The following is a 20,666-nucleotide window of genomic DNA, read 5'->3' as shown; positions in this document are numbered from 1 at the left end:
CAGTGACAGGACGTCACTTCAGAATCGCAGCCGGTGACGGATCGCGGGCGAAAAGGCGCGCCGCGTTGAAGACGATCCGCGACCCGGTCGAGGATGAGGCATGACCTTTCAGGACGAGCTGGAAAAACTGCGGCGAGCCATCCACCGGGAACCCGAGATCGGCCTCCATCTGCCTCGGACGCAGGACAAGGTGCTGGCCGCCCTCGACGGCCTGCCCCTGGAGGTCACCACCGGCGACAGGCTCACCTCGGTCACCGCCGTGCTGCGCGGCGGCCGGAGCGGCGGCCAGAGCGTGCTGCTGCGCGCCGACATGGACGCCCTCCCGATCCAGGAGCGCGTCCCGGTCGACTACCGGTCGGCGATCGACGGCGCGATGCACGCCTGCGGCCACGACCTGCACACCGCCATGCTCGTCGGCGCCGCCCGGCTGCTGTCGGAACGCCGCGAGCACCTGGCCGGCGACGTCGTCTTCATGTTCCAGCCCGGCGAGGAGGGCCACGAGGGCGCCAAGCTGATGATCGACGAGGGGGTCCTGGACGCCGCCGGCAACCGCGTCGCCGCCGCCTACGGCCTGCACGTGTTCTCGGCCATCGTGCCGAGCGGCTGGTTCGTCACCAGGCCCGGCCCGATCCTGGCCGCCGCCGACACCTTCGACGTGACCGTGCGCGGGCGGGGCGGCCACGGGTCCACGCCGCACCGGGCGCTCGATCCCGTCCAGGTGGGCTGCGAGATCGTGAGCCAGTTGCAGACGTACACGACCCGGGCCTTCGACGTGTTCGACCCGGTCGTGATCACCGTCGGGCAGTTCCACGCCGGCACCGCCGACAACGTGATCCCCGAAGAGGCCTGGTTCCAGGCGACGATCCGGGCGTTCTCCGCCGAGACCCGGGCCAAGGTCAAGGAAGGGGTGGTCCGGCTGGCGACCGGCATCGCGGAGGCCCACGGGCTGCGCGCCGAGTGCACGTTCGGGATCGGCTACCCGGTGACGGTCAACGACGCCGCGGAGGCGGCGTTCGCGGCGGAGGTCGTGCCGGAGATCGTGGGGGCCGACCGCTATCTGACGATGCCGCGCCCGGCCACCGGGTCGGAGGACTTCTCGTTCGTCCTCGACGAGGTGCCGGGCGCGTTCCTCGTGCTGGGTGCCCACGCGAAGGGGGCCGACCCGGCGACCTGTGCGACCAACCACTCCCCCGAGACCGAGTTCGACGACTCGGTCATGGCCGACGGGTCACGCGTGCTGGCCGCCCTCGCGGAGCGGCGCCTGCTCAACGGCTGATGAAGTTCAGCCCGAATTCGACCATGTCGAAGCCGAGCGTGAGCTTCAGGCACCCCCACACGATCGCGAAGGCCACCGCGAACGTCAGGATCCCGGCGATGATGCGCACCGCCCAGTTCTGCCGCTTCAGCCAGTCGGTCGCGATGGTGACGTAACGCTTGGCGAACTCCAGCACCCGGTGGGCCCAGCTGAACTCGGTCGCCAGCAGGGCCAGCCCGGCGAACACGACCAGCCAGCCCGGCCCCGGGAACGGCACCATGATGAGCCCGCCGATCACCATGGCCCCGCCGATCGTGCCGATCACGATCTTCAGGGTCAGGGCGCCCGTGCGGGTCGCGCGGAAACGGTCGAGCCGTCCCTTGATTCCACTGTTGTCCACCGCGACCGGCGTCTTCGGATCGACGTCGGGATCGGTGGGCCCGGCCATAGCCATATAGGTGTCACCCCCACGGCCAGCATAGTCACGGCCCTTGCAGCGGACTTTCCCCCAGATGGACCATTTCGCCTGATCCCTGGGTCGTAGACGACGTCTCGTCCTCCGACCCGGGGACAGGCGGCTCATGCGTTCTCGTGGCCGGGTTTTTACGCGGGGGTGCAGGTGACGGCGGGGATCGGGTTGGTCCCCGACTGACTGGCGTTGAAGCCGAACGTGGTCGTGCCGTTCGGGTTCAGGTTGCCGTTGTAGCCCATGTTCACGACCGTCTGCTGCGCGCCGCTCGCCGAGTGGACGCCGTTCCAGACCTGGCTGACGGTCTGCCCGTTGGCCCAGGTCCAGCGGACGGTCCAGCCGGTGATCGCGACGGTCCCGCTGTTCCTGACGGTCACGCTCGCGCCGAACCCGCCGGGCCAGGAGTTCGTGATCGTGTACGTCGCCGCGCACGCCTTACCGGGGTTGGGAGACGGCGACGGGCTCGGACTCGGGGAGGGCGACGGCGACGGACTGGGGCTGGGACTCGGGCTCGGGCTCGGGCTCGGGCTCGGGCTCGGGCTGGGACTCGGGCTGGGGCTGGGACTCGGGCTCGGCGACGGGGAGGGGGACGGCGACGGGTTGGAGCCGGTGCGGTCGGCGTACAGGATGCCTCTGCCGTTGGTGCCCAGGTAGACGCGGCCGTAGATCCTCGGGTCGCCGGTGATGGCCTCGCCGATGTTGCCGTACTGGTGCTGGTCGTCGTTGATGCGGACCCACGTCGCGCCCGCGTCGTCGGAGCGGAAGACGCCGCGCACGCCGTCGATCTTCGCGATGAGGAAGATCGCCTGGTACGACTGCCCGGGGGCCGCCTTGCCGAAGCCGACGTTGTCCGACTCCTCCACGTTGGAGAGCTTCGTGAACGACGTGCCGGAGTTGGTCGACCGCCACAGTCCCGCGCCGCCGGCCAGCCAGATGTCGCCTTCGCGCCCAGGGACCGCCTTGAACCGCGCCGTCGTCGGCAGGCCGGTGGCCGCCGAGGCGGTGAAGGTCTGGCCGCCGTTGGTGGAGACGTAGAAACGCCCGTCGGCGAAGGCGTAGAACTTCTGCGGGTTCACCCGGTCGGACTCGACCCGCGCGCCCGACGGCACGCCGGAGGAGGTCTGCCACGTGTTGCCGTACCCGACCGAGTAGACGACCGAGGCCCCGGCGTCGCCGGGCGCCCACACGAAGCGGCTGCCGTCGGCCGCCGCCGCGACCGTGCCGCCGTTGTTGATCCCGCCGGGCTCTTGGCCCTGGAACCAGTTGGCGCCGCCGTCGGTCGAGAAGGCCACGTGGTTGTCGCCCGGCCGGTCGGCCTCGGTGAAGCTGCCGGCCCTGACCATCGTCGAGGGGTTGAGCTCGGCGTAGTCGAGCGAGGTCGTCGAGGTGAAGTTGGGCTGCAGGAACATCATCGGCGGCACGGCGTCGAGGTTGGTGTGCCGGAACCCGCCGATGTCGCCCAGGCCCGAGATCAGCGGCGCGGTGCCGGTGGGCGGGCTGACGAGGTCGAGGACGGCGGTCTCCTCCAGGCCCTTGACCATCGGCTTGATGGTGAGCTGGCCGCCGGTGTCCCACAGTTTCAGGTCGGTCGACCCGTAGATGGTGGCGCCGGTGCCGTACATGAAACGGTTGCCGTCGAAGGGGTCGATCTCCATCGACTCGGTCATCCAGCCCAGCTTGGGCGTGACCTCGGGCGGCTGCGGGTTGGCTCCCCAGCTCAGCCAGGGCGAGGAGCTGATGTCCATCTTGTAGCGGAAACTACGGTTCGGGTACGAGGTGAAGTCCCAGATCCGCGTCCAGGTGGCCCCGGAGTCGGTCGACCGCCAGAAGATCACGTCGGGCCACCAGGAGATCTGCGTGGCCACCATGATCGTGCTCGGGTTGGTCCGGTCGATGGTCAGGCCCGAGTAGCCGAAGTAGGCGTCGCCGCTGCTCGACGGGATCGGCGAGATCTGCGTCCAGGTCCCGGTCGCGGTGGCGTAGCGCCAGACGTCGCCCTTGGCCCCGGAGTAGGGCCCGGCGGTGTCGGAGGTGGCGAGGTACAGGTAGCCGTTGACGTGGTCGAGCACGCCCTTGTGGGCGATGTAGCCGGTGGGCGTGCCGGGCAGCCGCTCCCAGGTGGTGCCGCCGTTGGTCGTCCGGTAGACGGTGTTGGCCTTGTCGGCCACGCCGACGTAGATCGTCTGGGTGGCGTTGCCGGACGTGCCGGTGCGCTTGTCGAAGGTCACCCACACGACGCCGGGCTGGTGGCTGGTGTAGCCGTTGGGGTCGCTCGGGTCGTCGCTGTAGTTCCCGGCGTTCGGGAAACCGGTCACCTTGGCCCAGGTCGCGCCGTAGTCGGTGCTCCGCCACAGGCCGTTGCCCATCGGCGCGCCCAGGTAGAGGGTGGAGTTGCGGTTGGGGTCGACGGCCAGCCGCTCACCCATGCCCCGGCCGGGCATGTTGCCGCCCATCTTGAACGGCAGCGGGGTGACCGACCAGGAGTCCCCCTTGTTCGTCGACCGCAGGATGGCCCCGTTGTTCGGGTCCCACGAGTTGGTGTACATGCCCACGGCCGCGTAGACGCGGTTGGTCTGCACCGGGTCGGTCGCGATGCTGTCGACCCCGTTGTAGCCCCAGTTCGTGAACCCGACCCAGTCGAGCAGCGGCTTCCACGAGGTGGTGGACTGCTCCCAGCGGTACATGCCGCCGATGTCGGTCCGGGCGTAGATCAGGTTCCGCTCGGCCGGGTTGAACACGATGCCCGGCACGAACCCGCCGCCGTCGATCCGCACGTTCTTGTACGTGTACGGATCGGAGGCGACCGCCCCCGCCGGCGCCATCCGCACCACCGCCGCGACCAGCGCCAGGGCGACGATCGCGAGCATGCTGACGATCTTTCTTCGCATGGACGGTTTCTCCTCCGTGAATGGATAACCGGCCATGCACGATCAGGTGGGGACCCTGACCGTCCGCCCAGCGCGTGCATGGAACTTGGTTTGATTACCAAACCAACTATCTCAGGTGGAGACCGCTGCGACAATGGAGCACATGAGACCCATCACGATCGTCGGGACGCCGGTCCTGCACACCCCGTGCCGCCCGGTGGAGAAGTTCGACGACGAACTCGCCGCCCTGGCCGACGACATGTTCGAGAGCATGTACGCCGCCGAGGGCGTCGGCCTGGCCGCCAACCAGATCGGCGTCGACCTGCGCGTCTTCGTCTACGACTGCCCCGACGCCGACGAGGTCTTCCAGAAGGGCGTGGTCGTCAACCCGACCCTGGAGCTGCCCCCCGCCGACGAGCAGGAGTTCGACGTCGGCGGCGAGGGCTGCCTGTCGGTCCCCGGCCCGCGCGCCGCCCTGGGCCGCCCCAACGTGGCGACGGTCCACGGCTTCGACCTGCGCGGCGAGCCCATCACCGTGGTCGGCACGGGCGTCCTGGCCCGCTGCTTCCAGCACGAGACCGACCACCTGAACGGCATCCTCTACATCGACCACCTGACACCCGAGGCCCGCGAGGTCGTCCTGACCGAGTTCCGCGAGCTGCGCCAGTCGTGAACTGGGACGACCAGGCGGCCACCTTCGACGAACAGCCCGACCATGGCCTGCGCGACCCCGTCGTGCGGGCGGCCTGGTCGGCCCGGCTGGCCGCGTGGCTCCCCGGCCCGCCCGCCGACGTCTTCGACGCGGGCTGCGGCACGGGCTCTCTGACCCTCCTGCTGGCCGAGCAGGGCCACCGGCCCGTCGGCGTCGACCGGTCGCCCGAGATGGTGAAGCGGGCCAGGCGCAAACTCGCCGGCGCGGGCCATCGGCCCGAGATCACCGTCGGCGACGCCGCCGAGCCCCCGGGCCACTTCGACGTGGTGCTCTGCCGCCACCTGCTGTGGATCTTCCCCGATCCGGCCGCGACCCTGCGCGGGTGGATCGCGAGCCTGCGTCCCGGCGGACGGCTCGTGCTGGTCGAGGGCCGCTGGGGCGGCGCGGGCCTGACGGCCGGGGAAGTGGCCGGAACACTTCGTCCCATGGTCCGGGAGATCGTCGTGGAACCCCTCCCCGATCCGGCGTTGTGGGGCCGCCCGATCGACGACGAGAGATACGCCGTGGTCGCCCTCCCGTAGAGGGCACCGATAGAACATAATTCGGTATATGACGAGAGCATTGGTCCTGGGTGGCGGCGGCATCGCCGGCATCGCCTGGGAAGCAGGGATCGTGACCGGTCTGCGCCGTGAGGGCATCGACCTGGGCGACGCCGACACGATCATCGGCACGTCCGCCGGTTCCGTCGTCGGCGCCCTCATCGCGACCGGCGCCGACCTGGAACAGGCCGTCGCGCGGCAGAGCACGAGCGACCACGGACCCCGCCCGGCCGTCGACATGGAGCCGGTCATGCAGGCGTTCGGGATCCTCTTCGACCCGGACATCGACCCGAAGGAGGCCCGCCGGAGGGTCGGCGAGCTGGCCCTGGCCCTCCCCGTGGTCGACGGCATGGCCCGGATCGAGTCGGTCGGCGACCGGCTGCCGGTGAAGGTGTGGCCCGAGCGCGACCTCCAGATCACCGCCGTCGACGCCGCCACCGGCCAGTTCGTCGTCTGGACCCGCGAATCGGGGGTCGAGCTCGCCCTCGCCGTCGCCTCCAGTTGCGCCGTGCCGTGCGTCTACCCGCCGGTCGAGATCAACGGCGCCCGCTACATGGACGGCGGCGTGCGCAGCGGCACCAACGCCGACCTGGCCAGGGGCGCCGGCGCGGTCGTCGTGCTCGAACCGCTCACCGGCATGGTGCCGCCCCAGCGGCTGGCCCGCGAACTGGAGAAGACCGGCGCGCCGAAGACCGTGTCGGTCGGCCCCGACGAGGCGGCCAAGGCCGTGTTCGGCGGCAACGTCCTCGACCCCGGCCTGTGGGCCCCCGCCTTCAAGGCCGGCCTCGCCCAGGCGCCGTCGGTCGCCGCGCGGGTCGCCGGGATCTGGGACTGAGAACGTCTTTTCCGGCAAGTATGGGGCGCATGAGCAACCCGACCGACGGCGACGTCCGCGAGATCAACCGCAGGACGATCGAGGAGTTCCGCGCCCACGGGGGCGGCGGCCCCTTCGAGGGCCGCGCCCTGCTGATCCTCACCACCCGCGGCCGCGTCACCGGCCGCCCCCACACGACCCCGATGATGTACGTCATCGAGGGCGACCACCTGCTGGTCATGGCCTCGGCCGCGGGCGCGCCCGAAGACCCGGAGTGGTTCCGCAACCTCCTGAAGACCCCCGAGGTCACGGTGGAGGTCGGCGACCAGGTCTACATCGCCATGGCCCGGCCGACGGAGGGCGCCGAGTACGACGCGTTGTGGTCGCAGATCAAGAAGAACTACCCGTTCTTCTCGGAACACGAGAAGGCGGCCGGGCGCAAGATCCCGGTCGTCGCACTGGAACGCACGTGATGCCATGAGGTCGAGGGGTAGCGGGGGTCCGTGCTCGCTCTCGCTCCCCAGGACCTCCGCCTGGACGTCAACGCGCTGGACCATCTGATCCTGGCGCTCTACTTCGCCGTCGTGGTGGGCATCGGATTCGCCGCCCGCCGCGCCATCCGCTCCTCCAGCGACTTCTTCCTCGCCGGGCGTGCCCTGCCCGCGTGGATCACGGGTCTCGCGTTCGTCTCCGCCAACCTCGGGGCGATCGAGATCCTCGGCATGGCCGCCAACGGAGCCCAGTACGGCCTCATGACCGTGCACTACTACTGGATCGGCGCCATTCCGGCCATGGTGTTCCTCGGCGTCGTGATGATGCCGTTCTACTACCGGTCGAAGGTGCACAGCGTGCCGGAGTTCCTCCGGCGGCGGTTCAATCCGGCCACCCAGCTCTTCAACGCCATCGCGTTCGCCGTCGCGCAGGTGCTGATCGCGGGGATCAACCTCTACGCCCTGGCCCTCGTGATGGAGGCGCTGCTCGGCTGGCCCCTCTGGGTGTCGGTGATCGTCTCGGCGGCGATCGTGCTGGCGTACATCACCCTGGGCGGGTTGTCGTCGGCCATCTACAACGAGGTCATGCAGTTCTTCGTGATCATCGCGGGCCTGGTGCCCGTGGTGGTCCTGGGGCTGATCCGGGTCGGGGGGTTCGAGGGGCTCGGGCGGAAGGTCCGCGAGAGCGTGCTCGGCGAGGGCGGGCTGCACACGTGGTCGACGACCGCGTCCACGGACAATCCGCTGGGGGCGAGCTGGATCGGGATCGTGTTCGGGCTCGGGTTCGTGTTGTCGTTCGGTTACTGGACGACCAATTTCGCCGAGGTGCAGCGCGGGTTGTCGGCCCGCAACACCAACGCGGCGCGGCTGACGCCGATCGTGGCGGCCTACCCGAAGCTGCTGATCCCGGTCGTGACGGTGATCCCGGGCCTCGTCGCGCTCGTGTTGTTCTCGAACCTGGGGAAGGAAGGCGGGCCCGCGTACAACTACGCGATCCCGCTGCTCATGAACGAGTTCCTGCCCAACGGGGTGCTCGGGGTCGCGGTGACCGGCCTGCTCGCGTCGTTCATGGCGGGCATGGCGGCGAACGTCTCGGGGTTCAACACCGTGTTCACGTACGACATCTGGAAGGGTCACGTGGACGGCGGCAGACCCGACGAGTTCTATGTACGGCTCGGGCGCCTCGCCACCATCGGCGGTGTGGTGGCCGGGATCGGGACGGCGTTCATCGCGGCCGGCTTCTCGAACATCATGAACTACCTCCAGGCGCTGTTCGCGTTCTTCAACGCGCCCCTGTTCGCGACGTTCATCATCGGCCTGTTCTGGAAGCGGATGACCCCCTGGGCCGGCTTCTGGGGCATCATCGCGGGCACCCTGGCGGCGTTCGCGGTCTACATCCCCTATCGGGCGGGGGTCTTCGACCTCGGCACCGACCTGAACGCCTCGTTCGTCGCGGCGGGGGCGGCGTTCGCGGTCGACGCGGTCGTGTCGGTCGTGATCACGCTGGTGACCACACCCAAGCCGGAGGAGGAGCTGCGCGGTCTGGTGTACGGGCTGACCGACGTCGACCTCAAGGACGACTCCCTGGCCGGGGACCGGGCGTGGTACCGCTCCCCCGTGATCCTCGGCTCCGGCGCGCTGGTCCTGGCCGCCGGCCTCTACCTGCCGTTCCTGTAAGGAGGACCCGATGTTGTTCGACATCCGCCGCATCCTGGGCGGCCTGTTCGCCGTCTACGGCGTGATCCTGGTCGTCGCCGGCCTCCTCGACGGGGCCGAGGAGATCGCGAAGGCCGAGGGGGTGCGCATCAACCTGTGGACCGGGGCCGGGATGCTGGTGCTGGCGGCGGTGTTCCTGCTGTGGGAGCGGCTGCGGCCCAAGGACGTGCCCGATCCCTCCGACGAGTCGTCAGGTGATGCCTAGCTCCTGGCACATCGACTTCATGGTGGCCGGGTTGCAGACCTCGTTGACCGTCCAGAAGCCGTCTCTGACCACGGTGTCCTTGATCGTCGTCCGGGTCACCACGATCGCCTTGGTGATCATGGCGGGGATGTCCCGCCTGCTGCCGTTGCTCACCGTGCTGGTGCCCGAGATCGGCCGTCCGGCGCCCAGGTCGACGGCCAGTTGGGCGGCGTTCTGGGCCTCGGGCTGGATCGGCTTGTAGATGGTCATGGTCTGGGTGCCGAGCATGATGCGATGGATGGCCTCCAGGTCGGCGTCCATGCCGGTCAGCGGGGTGTCCGGGGGCAGGCCCGAGTCGCGGATCGACGACGCGGCGCCGCCGGCCAGGCCGTCGTTGGCGGCGTACACGCCGGCGATGTCGTCCAGGCCGAGGCGGTCGATGGCCATCTCCGACTCGCGTTCGGCGTCCTCGGCGCTCCAGGCGGGGGTGTCGTACTCGGCGCCGATGCGGACCCGGCCGTCCATGGCCATGTGGGCGCCGGCCTTGAACTCGGCGGAGTTGGGGTCGGTGGTCGGGCCGTTGAGCATGATGACCTCGCCCTTGCGGCCGCGTGCCCTGATGGCGTCGACCAGGGCCTGGCCCTGCAGCCGGCCCACCTCGACGTTGTCGAAGGAGGTGTAGGCGTCGATGGGGCCCTCCGCGAGACGGTCGTAGGAGACGATCCGGACGGCCCGCGCGACGGCGTTGTCGACCGACGGCCGGATGCCGCGGGCGTCCACCGGGGTCAGGATGACGGTCTTGATCCCCTGGGCGGTGAGCTGGTCGAGCTGGCGGCGCTGCGCGACGGGGTCGCCCTCGGCGTTGACCGGGACGATCTCGCAGTTGGGGCAGAGCTGGGCGATCGACGAGGTGATGTACGGACGGTCGAACTTCTCCCACCGGGGGGTCGTCAGGTCGGGGAGCATCAGCCCGATCTTGAAGCCGCGAGCGATGATCTCGGCCGGACCCATCCGCCTCGGCTTCTGGGCGCCACAGGCGACCACGCCGACAACCAGCGCCAGCGCGAGAAAGGTCCTCACTCATGCCCCCCGTTCGTCTGGGGAGGCCTACCCTGCCCCTTGCCGGGGGGTAACGGCGGTGACGGAGTCTTGATGGACCTTTTCCGACATGACTAGTCAGAATGTGTGACAAATCATCATTGCTGGAGTTATTCGGGGGTCATACCTTCACGTTATGGACCTCGAGCTCCGCCATCTGAGAATCGTGCGTATGGTCGCCGAGACCGGCAGCGTCACCAAGGCGGCCAGTGCGCTCGGGCTCGCCCAGCCCGCGCTCACCGCACAGTTGAAGCGGATCGAACGGGCACTCGGGGGCAGCCTGTTCGAGCGGGACCACACCGGTTCCCGCCCGACCGCGCTCGGGGAGCTGGTGCTCGCCCGCGCGCAGGTGCTGCTGCCCGCCGTGCAGCAACTGCAGGAGGAGGCCGCCCGGCTCGCCAACGGCGAACCCGACGGCCGCCGCTACCGGATCGGCGCCGCCAACGGGCCGATCCTGGGCGGCCTGGTCGACCGGCTGGCCGCCGCCGAGCCCGGCGCCGTGATCACCACCGCCACGTCGTGGTCGACCGGGGAGCTGGCCACCAAGGTGATGCTCGGCCGGCTCGACTTCGCCCTCATCGGGGTCTGCGGCGACTCCCGGCCGCCCGGCGACGAGGCGCTGTCGTGGGCCCTGGTCGCCAACGACCCGGTGTTCGTGCTGGTCGCCGAGTCGCATCCGCTGGCCGGGGAACGGGAGGTCGAGCTCGGCGACTTCGCCAGGGAGCAGTGGGCGGTCACCCCCGGCGACGGCTGCTTCGGCGAGTGCTTCGCCGTGGCCGCGTCGCGGTCGGGGTTCGCCCCCGAGGCGATCTACGAGACCGACGTCGCGACCTGTGTCCACCTGGTGCGGGTCGGCCGTGCCGTGGCGTTGTGCCAGGCCACCTTCCGCCGGAGCGAGGGGATGGTGGCCTTACCCGTGCGCGGGGCGCCGCTGCGCTGGCGGCAACTGCTCGGATGGCATCCGGAGACCCCGGCCGCCCAGTCGGCGCCGGCCGTGGTCAGCCACGCCAAGTTCTCCCACCTCGACGCGGTCAGGCAGAGCACACCCTATTCGAACTGGCTGGCCCGGAACCCGGGCTACGGAACCATGCCGTAGGCGGGCCATAACACGGTGATAGGGGGCAAACGACGGCTCCTCTGGGACGCACCTGGAGTTTACGTTCAGGGCACTCCCAGCCCCCAAGGAGAATCGATGCGCAGCAGGCACATCCTGAGCGCGGCGAGCGCCCTCACCATGGGCGTCGCCCTCGTCCTGTCCTCCGCCCCGGCCGCCGTCGCGGCGCCGGCGAAACCGGCACCCTCGATGTTGGAGGCCCTCCAGCGCGACCTCAACCTCTCCGCCGAGCAGGCCCAGCTCCGCCTCGTCAACGAGGCCAGGCTCGGCAAGCTCGAAGGCAAGGTCCGCACCGACCTCGGCGCCGCCTTCGGCGGGTCGTGGCTCAGCGGCGACACCGCGAACTCGCTGACGATCGCGACCTCGGACGCGTCCAAGGTCGGCGCCATCGAGGCCGGCGGCGCCAAGGCACAGGTCGTGACCCGGTCGTTGGGCGACCTGACCACGCTCAAGGACAAGCTCGACGCCGCCACCGCCCCGCAGACCGTGCCCGTCTACTACGTCGACGTGAAGTCGAACTCGGTCGTCGTCGAGACCCGCGACCAGGCCGCCGCCGAGGCGTTCGTGGCCTCGGCCGGGGTCGACAAGGCGGCCGTGACCTTCGTCGCGTCCAGCGAGCAGCCGATCCCCTACTACGACCTGCGCGGCGGCGACGCCTACTACATCAACAACTCGGGCCGCTGCTCCATCGGCTTCTCGGTCACCCGCGGCAGCACCCCCGGGTTCGTCACCGCGGGCCACTGCGGCACGACCGGCAGCTCGACCCAGGGCTACAACCGGGTCGCGCAGGGCACCTTCCAGGGCTCCTCGTTCCCCGGCAACGACTACGCCTGGGTCGCGGTGAACTCCAACTGGGTGCCGACGCCGACCGTGGCCGGCACCTCCGCCACCGTCTCGGGCTCCACGGCGCAGGTCGTCGGCGGCTCCATCTGCCGCTCCGGCTCCACCACCGGCTGGCACTGCGGCACCGTCCAGCAGATTGGCACCTCGGTCACCTACGCGCAGGGCACCGTCTCAGGCGTGACCCGCACCAACGTCTGCGCCGAGCCCGGCGACTCGGGCGGCTCGTGGATCTCCGGCACCCAGGCCCAGGGCGTCACCTCCGGCGGTAGCGGCAACTGCTCCGTCGGCGGCACCACCTACTTCCAGCCGGTCAACGAGATCCTGTCGGCGTACGGCCTGACCCTGACCACCACGGGCGCCCCGCCCGGCGGCACCTGCACCGGCTACGCCAGCACCACCACCGGCTCGGTCAGCAGCGGCGGCAACGCCTACAGCACCCAGTTCACCGCCAACGCGGGCACTCACCGCCTGTGCCTCGACGGCCCGAACGGGGTCGACTTCGACCTCTACCTCCAGCGCCTGAGCGGCTCGACCTGGACCAACGTGGCCAGCGGCACCAGCTCCGGCCCCGACGAGACCGTCACCTACAGCGGAACCGCGGGCACCTACCGGTACCGCGTCCACGGCTACAGCGGCTCGGGCAGCTTCACCCTCGCCTACACCCGCCCATAGAACGTAAAACTTTCGGTCGATCGTGCACCGTCGGGCTTTATTTGCGGCCCGGCGGTGTTGACCATTTTGAGACCATTTAGCAGAACGGGTATGGGGGACTTCAATGTCGGGCACCAGTCGCCACCTCAGGGCGCTGGCGGGCTGCGTCGTCGCGGCGCTCGCGGGCCTGTTGCTGATCGGCACGGGCCTCCATCTCTCCGGTGCCGGCTGGCACATCGCCCGCTGCCTGTCGGGCGCCGAATCCCCCTTCGACGCGGCCGTCCTCCCCGTGGGCTACCCGGGGGTCGGGACGATTCCCTCCCTGCCCGAGACGGCCGTCACGCAGATACGGGCGGTGCCCGGCGTGGCCGACGCCGTCCCCGTCCAGGGGGGCGAGGTCGGCCTGGTCGGCTTCGGCACCCTGGTCCCGCTGGAGGCGGTCGCCGTCGACCTGGCGCTGCTGTCGTCGTCGGGAGTCGAGGGCGACGTCCCCCGCAGCGCCTCCGAGGCGGTCCTCGACCGGCGCACCGCCGACCAGCTCCACCTGGAGGTCGGCGAGACGATCATGGTGCACGGCAACGGCGCCGACCGCGCCTTCGAGATCACCGGCGTCACCGAGTCCCGCGGCAACCCGGCCTACGACGTGCGGGGCACGCTGGGCGTGTTGCCGATGTCGGCGGCCGACCTGGTCGGATCGCTGGAGACCGAGGTGGTGCACGTGCGCGCCGACGGCGACGTCGACCCCGGCGAGCTGCGGAACCGCCTGCAGGCCACCCTCGGCGGCGAGTACGACGTCCTGACCCACGCCGAGATGCTCTCCACCGGCGACGTGACGACCGAGACGCTGCCGCCCGTGCTCGGCGTGGTGGGCTCGCTGCTGGTCGTGGGGGCGGCGCTGACGGCGTACATGGGCCGGCAGACGACGACCACCACGAGCCTGCTGATGGCGACGACCGTGCTGAGCGTGACGGCGACGGCCGCGGTGATCGTGGCCTCGGCGGGCGTGGAGATCTCCACCCCGACGATCCTGGCGGTGGCGGGCACGACCGCCCTGGCCGCACTGGCGGCCATGGCACTGCGCCCGAAGATCGTCAGCCACATCGGCTGACGCCCTCCGAGACCTTCGGCCCGACACGGCGGTGCGGCTCGACGGAACTTGGGAACACGACCCGCTGACGGCCTGATCGGGCCGCCGGCCCGGAGTGGAGACGGCCCGGCGTCACACCGGGCCGCTCTCCGGCACGGTCCAATGATCATCTTGCGTCGATCACCGGATATCCTGTGGAGGGCCGTCCGCTCTCGGCGGGTTGGCCTGGGGTTTTGAGTAGGGCGGGTGGGACTTGAACCCACGACCCACGGATTATGAGTCCGATGCTCTGACCGGCTGAGCTACCGCCCCGCAATGCTGGAGTCTCTCACAGTTCTCCTTCAGGGGGACCCACCGAAGTGCACTTGTGATCAGCTCGTTCGTTAGGGTCCGCTTACCTGCCGTTGATGAGCTCTTGGTGCTTGGACGATTGCTCACCGTTAGAGCAGATTCGTCCCGCGAAGTCGAGTATGTTCTCGCGCATGCCGCTGCACCCGCAGTCCCAATTCTTCCTCGACCGTTTCCCGCCCGTGTCCGGCGCCGACCTCGACGCGCTCACCGACGACGACGTGGCCGTGCTCCGCGGCCTCGACAACAAGACCGCCGAGCGCGGGGCCCCCGTCGAGGTCTTCTCGGCCGTCGACACGACGGCCGCCGGCGTTCCCGTACGCATCTATCGCCCCACCGGCGAACAATCGCTTCCCGTCGTGGTCTACCTCCACGGCGGCGGCTGGGTCTACGGTACCCTCTCCCAGCTCGATCCCCTGGGCCGTGACCTGGCGGTCCGCACCGGAGCGGTGGTCGTGATGGCCGACTACCGGCTGGCGCCCCAGCACGTCTTCCCGGCCGCCGTCGACGACGCCTGGGCGGTCGTCCGCGACGTCTTCGACCGGCCGGCCCTCTACGGCGGGGAACCGGGACCGGTCGCGGTCGCGGGCGACAGCGCCGGGGGCAACCTGGCCGCCGTGACCGCCTGGCTGGCCCGCGACGCCGGGCTGCCGCTCGCCCACCAGGCGCTCGTCTACCCGGTGACCGACGTGGCCATGGACACCCCGAGCTACACCGAGTTCGCCCACGGCTTCGGCCTCAGCGTGACCGACATGGCCTGGGTCGTCCGCAAGTACGCCCCGGGCGCCGACCCCCGCGACCCCCGCCTGTCCCCCCTCCACCTGGCCGACAAGTCGGGCCTGGCCCCCGCGACCGTCGTCACCGCCGAATACGACGTGCTGCGGGACGAGGGGCGGGCGTACGCGAAGGCGCTGGCGGACGCCGGGGTGCCGGTCGACCATCACGACTACGCGGGCACGCTGCACGGGTTCTTCTCCTTCCCGGGCTTCTTCGACGCCGCCGACGAGGCCAGGGAGCACGTCGCACGGAACCTGCGGGCGGCCTTCAGACGTCCCTGAGCTCCCCGAGTTCCTCCGCCGTCACCGGCCTGGTCTGGGCGAAGCCGCCTACCAGAACGTCTTCGGGCACGTCGCGGGCGGTCATCTGGATGGTCACGCCACCCGCCCGGCCGACCGCGCGGGTGAAGCCCCCGGCGGTCCTGACCCACACCCCCGGCGCGGCCTGGCGGCAGTCGGCGCGCGCGTCGATCGGGTATCGGGGGACCGGGTCGAGACACATCTCCCGGGGATCGCTGGTCTCGTGATGGAGGTAGACCTCGATCTCGGTCTCGCCGTCGGGCGACGCGTAGGTCAGTTCTATCTCCCCGTTCAACGGGAGGCTGCTCGACGAGACCAGGGTGTGGCCGGGGATGACCGGCACGACCAGCGGCACACCCGCGGCGGTGATCATCTCCTGGAACTCGGTGTCGGATCTGAGCTCCTCCAGCGGTCCGGTCACCGCGAACAACGCGACGAGGAGGGCGCTCAGGCCGATCTTCGGCCGGCGGAACCCGGGTGAGAACAACCACGAGACGAGCAGATATCCGAGCGCCGGAAAGGCCAGGCCGACCGGCGTCGGCGGAGTTCGCGCCTCCAGCAGGTCGTGCCATGCCGACGCGGTGACCAGCACGAAATAGGCGCCGGGAAAGGCCAGCAGGCCCGTGGGCAACCACCAGGGCAGCCGCGCCAGCCAGCCGAGGACCAGGCCCAGGGTGAGGGGCGCCATGAAGATCAGCACGAAGTCGCCGAGGTCGTCCGCCGGCGACCAGTGCTCGAACGCGAGCGCGGCCGCCCAGATCGCCAGGACGACCAGCAGGCGTCTCCCCCATAACGGCATGCGTCTAGTCTGGCAGCGCCGCCCAATCCCGCCATAGATGTACATCGATCACGATGAACGGCCCGACAGGCGGAATTTCCCGATATTGCGGATATTTTGCCGTCAACGAATCGACCGGCCATTCGTCGACGACCCGGGCGGTGCCGTCCGCCCGTACCCACCACAACCTCTCCCAGTCCTCCTCGTAATGGTCGGCGAGCACGCTCACGCGGGGATCGGCCGCGATGTTCTCCAGGCGGCGCAGCCGCCGGGTCGTCTTGGGCTTGTGGTCGACCGCGGTCACGATCACGTCGCCCTCCAGGGCGAACGTCACCGGCACCACGTGCGGACCCGCGGTGGCCAGCCGGGCCACCCGGGCCGCCGCGAACCGCTCACGCGGTGATGACGATCTTGCCTCGTGCGTGCCCGTTCTCGACCTCCCTCAGCGCCCGGTCGGCCTGGTCGAGCGGATAGGTCGCGGTCACGTGCGGGTCGAGCACGCCGTCTGCCACCAGATCGGCGACCGCGCCCAGCACCTCCTTGGTGCGGGCCCGCGCGACCGGCTTGCCGCCCAGGTCCCTGGCCGTGGTCTGGTCTCCGGCGGAGATCAGCTTCGAGTGGTCCTTCAGGAGCGGCGCGACCTCGCGGAGCGCGTCGCCGCCGACCAGGTCGTAGATCCCGTCGACGCCCTGCGGGGCCACCGCGCGCACCCGCTCGGCGACGCCGGGGCCCGGTTCCACGTACGCCGCCCCGAGCGACTCGACGAACCGCCGCTTCTCCGGGTCGGCGGTGCCGATCACGCGCACTCCGGCGTGCCGGGCGATCTGCGCGGCGGCCGTGCCCACGCCCCCGCCGACACCGGTGATCAGCAGGGTGCCGCCGCGCGGCAGTCCGAGCTGGCGGATGCCGTCGTAGGCCGTGGCGGCGGCGACGGGCAGGGTGGCGGCGTCCTCGAACGACACCACGTCGGGCTTGCGGGCCAGGCCGGACGCCGGGAGGACGGCGTACTCGGCGTACCCGCCCTTCAGCGGGCTGCCGAAGACGGCCTCCCCCGGCTTGAGCCCGGTGACGCCGGGCCCGATCTCGGCGATCACCCCGGCGACCTCGTTGCCGAAGACGGCCGGGAAGTGGTCGGGGTTGACGCCCGGCCCGCGCCAGCCGGTGCGGCGCTTCCAGTCGGCCGGGTTGACCCCGGCGGCCCTGACCCTGACGACGACCTGACCCGGTCCGGCGGTGGGTTTGGGCAGGTCGGCGAACTCCTCGACCTCGGGGCCACCGTATTCCCGGTACACGTAGGCTTTCGGCATCTCGCCCTCCTCGGCTTACCGTTCCTGCTCCGTCGGCCGGATGAGCACCTCGTTGATCGCGACGTGCCGGGGCCGGGTCACGACGTAGGCGATCGCGTCGGCGATGTCCTCCGGCTGCATGCGCTCCATGTCGCCGAAGGTGCTCCTGAGTCCCTCCAGCACCTCGGGCCGGTTGTGCCCGGCGAGCTCGGTCTCCACCGCGCCCGGCTCGACCAGCGAGATCCGCACGTGCTTCCTGGCGACCTCCTGCCGCAGCGCCTCGCTGAACGCGCCGACGCCGTGCTTGGTGAGGTTGTAGACGCCGCTCCCGCTCCGGGCGATCCGCCCCGCGACCGAGGAGATGTTGACCATGTCGGCGACGTAGCGGGGCCCGTCGTCGGCGGCCCTGATCAGGTGCGGCAGCGCGGCGTGCGCGCAGTAGAGCAGGCCCAGGACGTTGACCTCGACCATCCGCTGCCATTCGGCGACGGGCGCGTCCTGGGCGGGCCCGAGGAGCATGACGCCGGCGTTGTTGACCAGGGTGTCGATCCGGCCGAGCTCGGAGGCGGTGCGCTCGACGGCCGCGCGGGCCTGCGCCTCGTCGGTCACGTCGGCCTCGATCACCAGGACCCGTCCGCCGTCCTTGCCGATCCGGGCGGCCAGGTCCTCCAGGCGTTCCCGCCGCCGGGCCACCACCGCGACCGCGGCGCCCTGGTGGGCGAGCGCCACAGCGGCGGCCTCCCCGATTCCGCTCGACGCCCCGGTGACCAGGGCGACCGTGCCGTCAAGGCGCATGACTTACCCCTTTCGTCCGTTCCCCAGTCTACGGACAGGGTGTTTTCCGCCCCCGCGAGCCCGGGCAGAGAACGATCATGAAGCTGAGTGCACGGAACGCGATCCCGGCCGAGGTCACCGGGGTCACGCGGGGCGAGGCCACCGCCAACGTCGAGTTGTCGGCGGGCGGCCTCCGGCTGGTCGCGTCGATCACCGCCGAGGCGGCCGAGGAGCTCGGACTGGGCGTCGGCAGCCGGGTCACGGCGATCGTGAAGGCCTCCGACGTGATCCTGGCGACCGACTGACCACCCGTGGGCGGTCAGCCTCGTGACGAGATCTGCTGCACCGCCCACCCGTTCCCGTCGGGGTCGTCGAAGAACACGAACCCGACGTTGTCGAGGGGGTCGGGCACCGGCCGGGGGTTCTCCCCGATCTTCTGTACGTCGGTCACGTCGACCCCCCGCTCCACGAGCAGCGCGTGCGCCTTCCGGATGTCCGGCACCACAAGCTGGAGCCCCCGGAGCGACCCCGGCGGCATCTCCGGCACCGCCCCCTTCCCGATCACGATCGAGCAGCCCGACCCGGGCGGGGTGAGCTGCACGATCCTGACGTCGTCGCCGAGCGCCGTGTCATGGTCGACGGCGAAGCCCAGCCGGTCGGCGTAGAAGGCCTTGGCCCGGTCGACGTCCGACACGGGCACGACGACCACTTCGAGCGTCCAGTTCATGCCTGTCCTTCCAACAGCAGATCGATTCTCGTGTACGCCTCCGCCATGCCCCTGGCCATCGGATACCGCAGCGCGGTCGCCCGGCCGCCGGGGGTGGCGTAGCGGATCGTGGTGGTGAGGAGGGTGCCGGCCCCCTCCTCGGCGAGCTCGTGGGTGATCACGGTGACCCCGGGATACGACTGCTCGTCGAAGACCTCGCTGATCGTGATCGACACGGGCGGCTCGACCACCCGCACCTCCCCGCGCTGCACCATCCGCGCCCCGCCCGGCCCCTCGGAGACGAACCGGTAGGCGGCCCCCACGACGGCCTCGAACGAACACTCCGTCAACCGCCACCCTCGCGCGCCGTACCACTGGACGAGCAGGCCGGGCACGGTGAGCGCGGCGAACACCCGCTCGCGGGGAGCGGCGAACCGGCGGCTGACGACGATCTCCCGTTCGCCCCGGGTGACGACGTCGGTCATTCCATGCCCCGCAGCAGGGAGTCGAGCCGCTGGAAGCTCTCCTCCCAGTAGTCGCGGTAACCGGCCAGCCACTCGGTCGCCTCGCGCAGCGGCTCGGCGGCGAGGCGGCAGGGCCGGCGCTGGGCGTCTCTCCCCCGGGTGATCAGGCCCGCCTTCTCCAGGACCTTGAGGTGCTTGGAGACGGCGGGCTGGCTCATCGCGAACGGGGCGGCCAGTTCGGAGACCGTGGCCTCGCCCTGGGCGAGCCGGGCCAGGATCGCCCGGCGGGTGGGGTCGGCCAGGGCGGCGAACGTGGCGTCCAGCATAGGCGGATAACCTTTCAGTTATTTAACTTGATGGTTTTATATCACTCTGTCGGCGGGAGTCGCCAGGGTTGCCGCCCATGCCCCGGAGATCATCGATGTCGCCGACCCTCGTCTACGGGCCGGCGCCGACCGGTGTGCGGATGCGGGCGTTCCCCGGCTTCGGCGACTTCCTGTTCGTGCGCCACCTGTCACGACTCGGCGAGGCCGCGTTCCTGTGCGGCGTGCGCGGAGGCGGGCGTTTCGCCGGCATTCCCGACCGCGACCTGGTCGCCTACGGGCGGCCTGCGCGCGTCATCCCCTCAAGGCGAAGTCGGTCTACGACCTCGCCCCGATCGGACCTACGATCTGGCCGCCGCGGCCTCCGAGGTCTTCTGCGACCTCAACCGCCATCGCCCGCCGATCGGCCCGGCCCATGTGGCGAGCGACCGGACAGGGGCCGCTTCCGGTCGACCGACGGCTACCAGCCGCAGATCATGTTCCTGATGGTCTTCCCGGGGAAGGGCGACCACCGCCGGGAGTTCGTTGTCGGCCGCCACCGCTAGATTGTGCGCCCGTGTCCTGGAGATCCCTGATCTACTTCGCCCTGGCGTTCTGCGTGTCGATGGCCAACCTGGTCGCGGGCGGGGGCGCGCCGATGGGGCCGATCGCCTACGTCGACCCCGACGGCGAGTGCGCCTACACACCGGAGGAGACGGATGCCGGGCCTTCCGTCGATCAGGTGGTGTCCGTCTCCGCCGCCCCCGCGATCGTGGTGGCCGGGCTCCTCGTCCTGGCCGTGGCCACCATCCGCGGCCGGCCCCGGCTCGGCCGGGTGACGGTCCGGATGCTCGCGGGGGCGCTGCTGCTGACCGGCGGCCACGGCACCGTGACCTTCCTCTTCACTTTGATCGCCTACTCCGACTGCCACTACGGCTTGGGCGGCGACGTGAGCGAACTGGTCTACTTCGTGGCCCCGGCAGTGCCCCCGGCGGTCGCCGCGACTGCCATGTTCCTGGCCGCCGCCCGCGACGACCGGCCGTGATGGTCGTTCCGCCGGCTCTCGCGGCTAGATCTGTTTCGCTGGCGTTC

General features: G+C 70.6%; 23 protein-coding genes and 1 tRNA gene. 13 read left to right on the top strand and 11 right to left on the bottom strand.

The window, feature by feature from the left end:
- Nucleotides 1-100 precede the first annotated feature (100 nt).
- Nucleotides 101-1,276 carry a M20 metallopeptidase family protein gene (locus tag AW273_RS24810; RefSeq protein WP_062352645.1) on the top strand — a complete coding sequence of 392 codons (1,176 nt, stop codon included), beginning with the start codon at nucleotides 101-103 and terminating at the stop codon, nucleotides 1,274-1,276.
- Here the strand turns inward: AW273_RS24810 and AW273_RS24805 are convergent.
- Together AW273_RS24805 and AW273_RS24800 are read right to left on the bottom strand one after the other, a co-directional pair.
- On the bottom strand, nucleotides 1,266-1,703 hold the full coding sequence (locus AW273_RS24805) for a TIGR02611 family protein (RefSeq protein ID WP_062352642.1): 438 nt from the start codon (nucleotides 1,701-1,703) through the stop codon (nucleotides 1,266-1,268). The genes AW273_RS24810 and AW273_RS24805 overlap by 11 nt on opposite strands.
- Nucleotides 1,704-1,858: 155 nt before the next feature.
- On the bottom strand, nucleotides 1,859-4,612 hold the full coding sequence (locus tag AW273_RS24800) for a cellulose-binding domain-containing protein (protein WP_062352639.1): 2,754 nt from the start codon (nucleotides 4,610-4,612) through the stop codon (nucleotides 1,859-1,861).
- Between the two features lie 142 nt (nucleotides 4,613-4,754).
- Here AW273_RS24800 and def point away from each other — a divergent pair, with 142 nt between their 5' ends.
- From def to AW273_RS24770, 6 genes are read left to right on the top strand one after another with little or no spacing between them, the layout of a single operon-like run.
- Nucleotides 4,755-5,264 carry a peptide deformylase gene (gene def, locus AW273_RS38080; protein ID WP_369409157.1) on the top strand — a complete coding sequence of 170 codons (510 nt, stop codon included), beginning with the start codon at nucleotides 4,755-4,757 and terminating at the stop codon, nucleotides 5,262-5,264.
- A complete protein-coding gene (locus AW273_RS38075; protein ID WP_062352633.1) occupies nucleotides 5,261-5,824 on the top strand; it encodes a class I SAM-dependent methyltransferase in 564 nt (187 codons plus the stop codon). The genes def and AW273_RS38075 overlap by 4 nt, the downstream gene beginning before the upstream one ends.
- A 28-nt stretch (nucleotides 5,825-5,852) precedes the next feature.
- Nucleotides 5,853-6,677 carry a patatin-like phospholipase family protein gene (locus AW273_RS24785; protein ID WP_062352631.1) on the top strand — a complete coding sequence of 275 codons (825 nt, stop codon included), beginning with the start codon at nucleotides 5,853-5,855 and terminating at the stop codon, nucleotides 6,675-6,677.
- A 29-nt stretch (nucleotides 6,678-6,706) separates the two neighbouring features.
- The gene (locus AW273_RS24780) at nucleotides 6,707-7,129 is read left to right on the top strand and encodes a nitroreductase/quinone reductase family protein (protein ID WP_062352628.1); all 423 of its coding nucleotides are present in this window, start codon (nucleotides 6,707-6,709) and stop codon (nucleotides 7,127-7,129) included.
- Nucleotides 7,130-7,159: 30 nt separating this feature from the next.
- Nucleotides 7,160-8,824 carry a sodium:solute symporter family protein gene (locus AW273_RS24775; protein ID WP_062352617.1) on the top strand — a complete coding sequence of 555 codons (1,665 nt, stop codon included), beginning with the start codon at nucleotides 7,160-7,162 and terminating at the stop codon, nucleotides 8,822-8,824.
- 10 nt (nucleotides 8,825-8,834) lie between these two features.
- On the top strand, nucleotides 8,835-9,068 hold the full coding sequence (locus AW273_RS24770; protein ID WP_062352615.1) for a hypothetical protein: 234 nt from the start codon (nucleotides 8,835-8,837) through the stop codon (nucleotides 9,066-9,068).
- On the opposite strand, the gene AW273_RS24765 is transcribed toward AW273_RS24770, so the two are convergent.
- On the bottom strand, nucleotides 9,054-10,127 hold the full coding sequence (locus AW273_RS24765; RefSeq protein WP_063910090.1) for a sugar ABC transporter substrate-binding protein: 1,074 nt from the start codon (nucleotides 10,125-10,127) through the stop codon (nucleotides 9,054-9,056). The two genes, AW273_RS24770 and AW273_RS24765, sit on opposite strands and share 15 nt — an antisense overlap.
- Nucleotides 10,128-10,281: 154 nt before the next feature.
- Between AW273_RS24765 and AW273_RS24760 the strand changes: the two genes are divergently transcribed.
- From AW273_RS24760 to AW273_RS24750, 3 genes are all read left to right on the top strand, one after another.
- The gene (locus tag AW273_RS24760; RefSeq protein WP_062352610.1) at nucleotides 10,282-11,241 is read left to right on the top strand and encodes a LysR family transcriptional regulator; all 960 of its coding nucleotides are present in this window, start codon (nucleotides 10,282-10,284) and stop codon (nucleotides 11,239-11,241) included.
- Nucleotides 11,242-11,337: 96 nt separating this feature from the next.
- Nucleotides 11,338-12,774 (top strand): S1 family peptidase, encoded by a 1,437-nt coding sequence (locus tag AW273_RS24755; RefSeq protein ID WP_062352607.1) that lies wholly within the window; start codon nucleotides 11,338-11,340, stop codon nucleotides 12,772-12,774.
- 103 nt (nucleotides 12,775-12,877) lie between these two features.
- Nucleotides 12,878-13,861, top strand: a complete 984-nt coding sequence (locus AW273_RS24750; protein ID WP_062352605.1) for an ABC transporter permease — start codon at nucleotides 12,878-12,880, stop codon at nucleotides 13,859-13,861.
- A 217-nt stretch (nucleotides 13,862-14,078) separates the two neighbouring features.
- On the opposite strand, the gene AW273_RS24745 is transcribed toward AW273_RS24750, so the two are convergent.
- Nucleotides 14,079-14,152, bottom strand: a tRNA-Ile gene (locus AW273_RS24745).
- 170 nt (nucleotides 14,153-14,322) lie between these two features.
- Between AW273_RS24745 and AW273_RS24740 the strand changes: the two genes are divergently transcribed.
- A complete protein-coding gene (locus AW273_RS24740) occupies nucleotides 14,323-15,246 on the top strand; it encodes an alpha/beta hydrolase (protein WP_062352884.1) in 924 nt (307 codons plus the stop codon).
- On the opposite strand, the gene AW273_RS24735 is transcribed toward AW273_RS24740, so the two are convergent.
- From AW273_RS24735 to AW273_RS24720, 4 genes are read right to left on the bottom strand one after another with little or no spacing between them, the layout of a single operon-like run.
- Nucleotides 15,233-16,063, bottom strand: coding sequence for a hypothetical protein (locus AW273_RS24735; RefSeq protein WP_062352602.1), 831 nt, complete (start codon nucleotides 16,061-16,063; stop codon nucleotides 15,233-15,235). The genes AW273_RS24740 and AW273_RS24735 overlap by 14 nt on opposite strands.
- A 4-nt stretch (nucleotides 16,064-16,067) precedes the next feature.
- Nucleotides 16,068-16,415, bottom strand: coding sequence for a TIGR03668 family PPOX class F420-dependent oxidoreductase (locus AW273_RS24730; protein WP_062352599.1), 348 nt, complete (start codon nucleotides 16,413-16,415; stop codon nucleotides 16,068-16,070).
- A 19-nt stretch (nucleotides 16,416-16,434) separates the two neighbouring features.
- The gene (locus AW273_RS24725) at nucleotides 16,435-17,349 is read right to left on the bottom strand and encodes an NADP-dependent oxidoreductase (protein ID WP_062352597.1); all 915 of its coding nucleotides are present in this window, start codon (nucleotides 17,347-17,349) and stop codon (nucleotides 16,435-16,437) included.
- 15 nt (nucleotides 17,350-17,364) lie between these two features.
- Entirely contained in the window at nucleotides 17,365-18,123 is a 759-nt protein-coding gene (locus AW273_RS24720; protein ID WP_062352594.1) for an SDR family NAD(P)-dependent oxidoreductase, read from the bottom strand.
- A 77-nt stretch (nucleotides 18,124-18,200) separates the two neighbouring features.
- Between AW273_RS24720 and AW273_RS24715 the strand changes: the two genes are divergently transcribed.
- Nucleotides 18,201-18,407: a TOBE domain-containing protein gene (locus AW273_RS24715; RefSeq protein ID WP_062352592.1), complete on the top strand. Its 207-nt coding sequence runs from the start codon at nucleotides 18,201-18,203 to the stop codon at nucleotides 18,405-18,407.
- Between the two features lie 14 nt (nucleotides 18,408-18,421).
- Here the strand turns inward: AW273_RS24715 and AW273_RS24710 are convergent, their stop codons facing one another.
- The 3 genes from AW273_RS24710 to AW273_RS24700 are packed head-to-tail and all read right to left on the bottom strand — an operon-like array spanning nucleotide 18,422 to nucleotide 19,598.
- Entirely contained in the window at nucleotides 18,422-18,829 is a 408-nt protein-coding gene (locus AW273_RS24710; protein WP_062352590.1) for a VOC family protein, read from the bottom strand.
- The gene (locus AW273_RS24705) at nucleotides 18,826-19,293 is read right to left on the bottom strand and encodes an SRPBCC domain-containing protein (protein WP_062352588.1); all 468 of its coding nucleotides are present in this window, start codon (nucleotides 19,291-19,293) and stop codon (nucleotides 18,826-18,828) included. The genes AW273_RS24710 and AW273_RS24705 overlap by 4 nt, the downstream gene beginning before the upstream one ends.
- On the bottom strand, nucleotides 19,290-19,598 hold the full coding sequence (locus tag AW273_RS24700) for an ArsR/SmtB family transcription factor (protein ID WP_062352585.1): 309 nt from the start codon (nucleotides 19,596-19,598) through the stop codon (nucleotides 19,290-19,292). Before AW273_RS24700 ends, AW273_RS24705 begins: the two co-directional genes overlap by 4 nt.
- 553 nt (nucleotides 19,599-20,151) lie before the next feature.
- On the opposite strand from AW273_RS24700, the gene AW273_RS24695 reads away from it, so the two are divergent.
- Entirely contained in the window at nucleotides 20,152-20,619 is a 468-nt protein-coding gene (locus tag AW273_RS24695) for a hypothetical protein (RefSeq protein WP_062352582.1), read from the top strand.
- Nucleotides 20,620-20,666 lie beyond the last annotated feature (47 nt).

The organism is Herbidospora yilanensis, from assembly GCF_001570565.1.
GTDB classification, from domain to species: Bacteria; Actinomycetota; Actinomycetes; order Streptosporangiales; family Streptosporangiaceae; genus Herbidospora; species Herbidospora yilanensis.
Note: the sequence above shows the minus strand (reverse complement) of the source record. Positions and strands in the feature narration are given on the sequence as shown.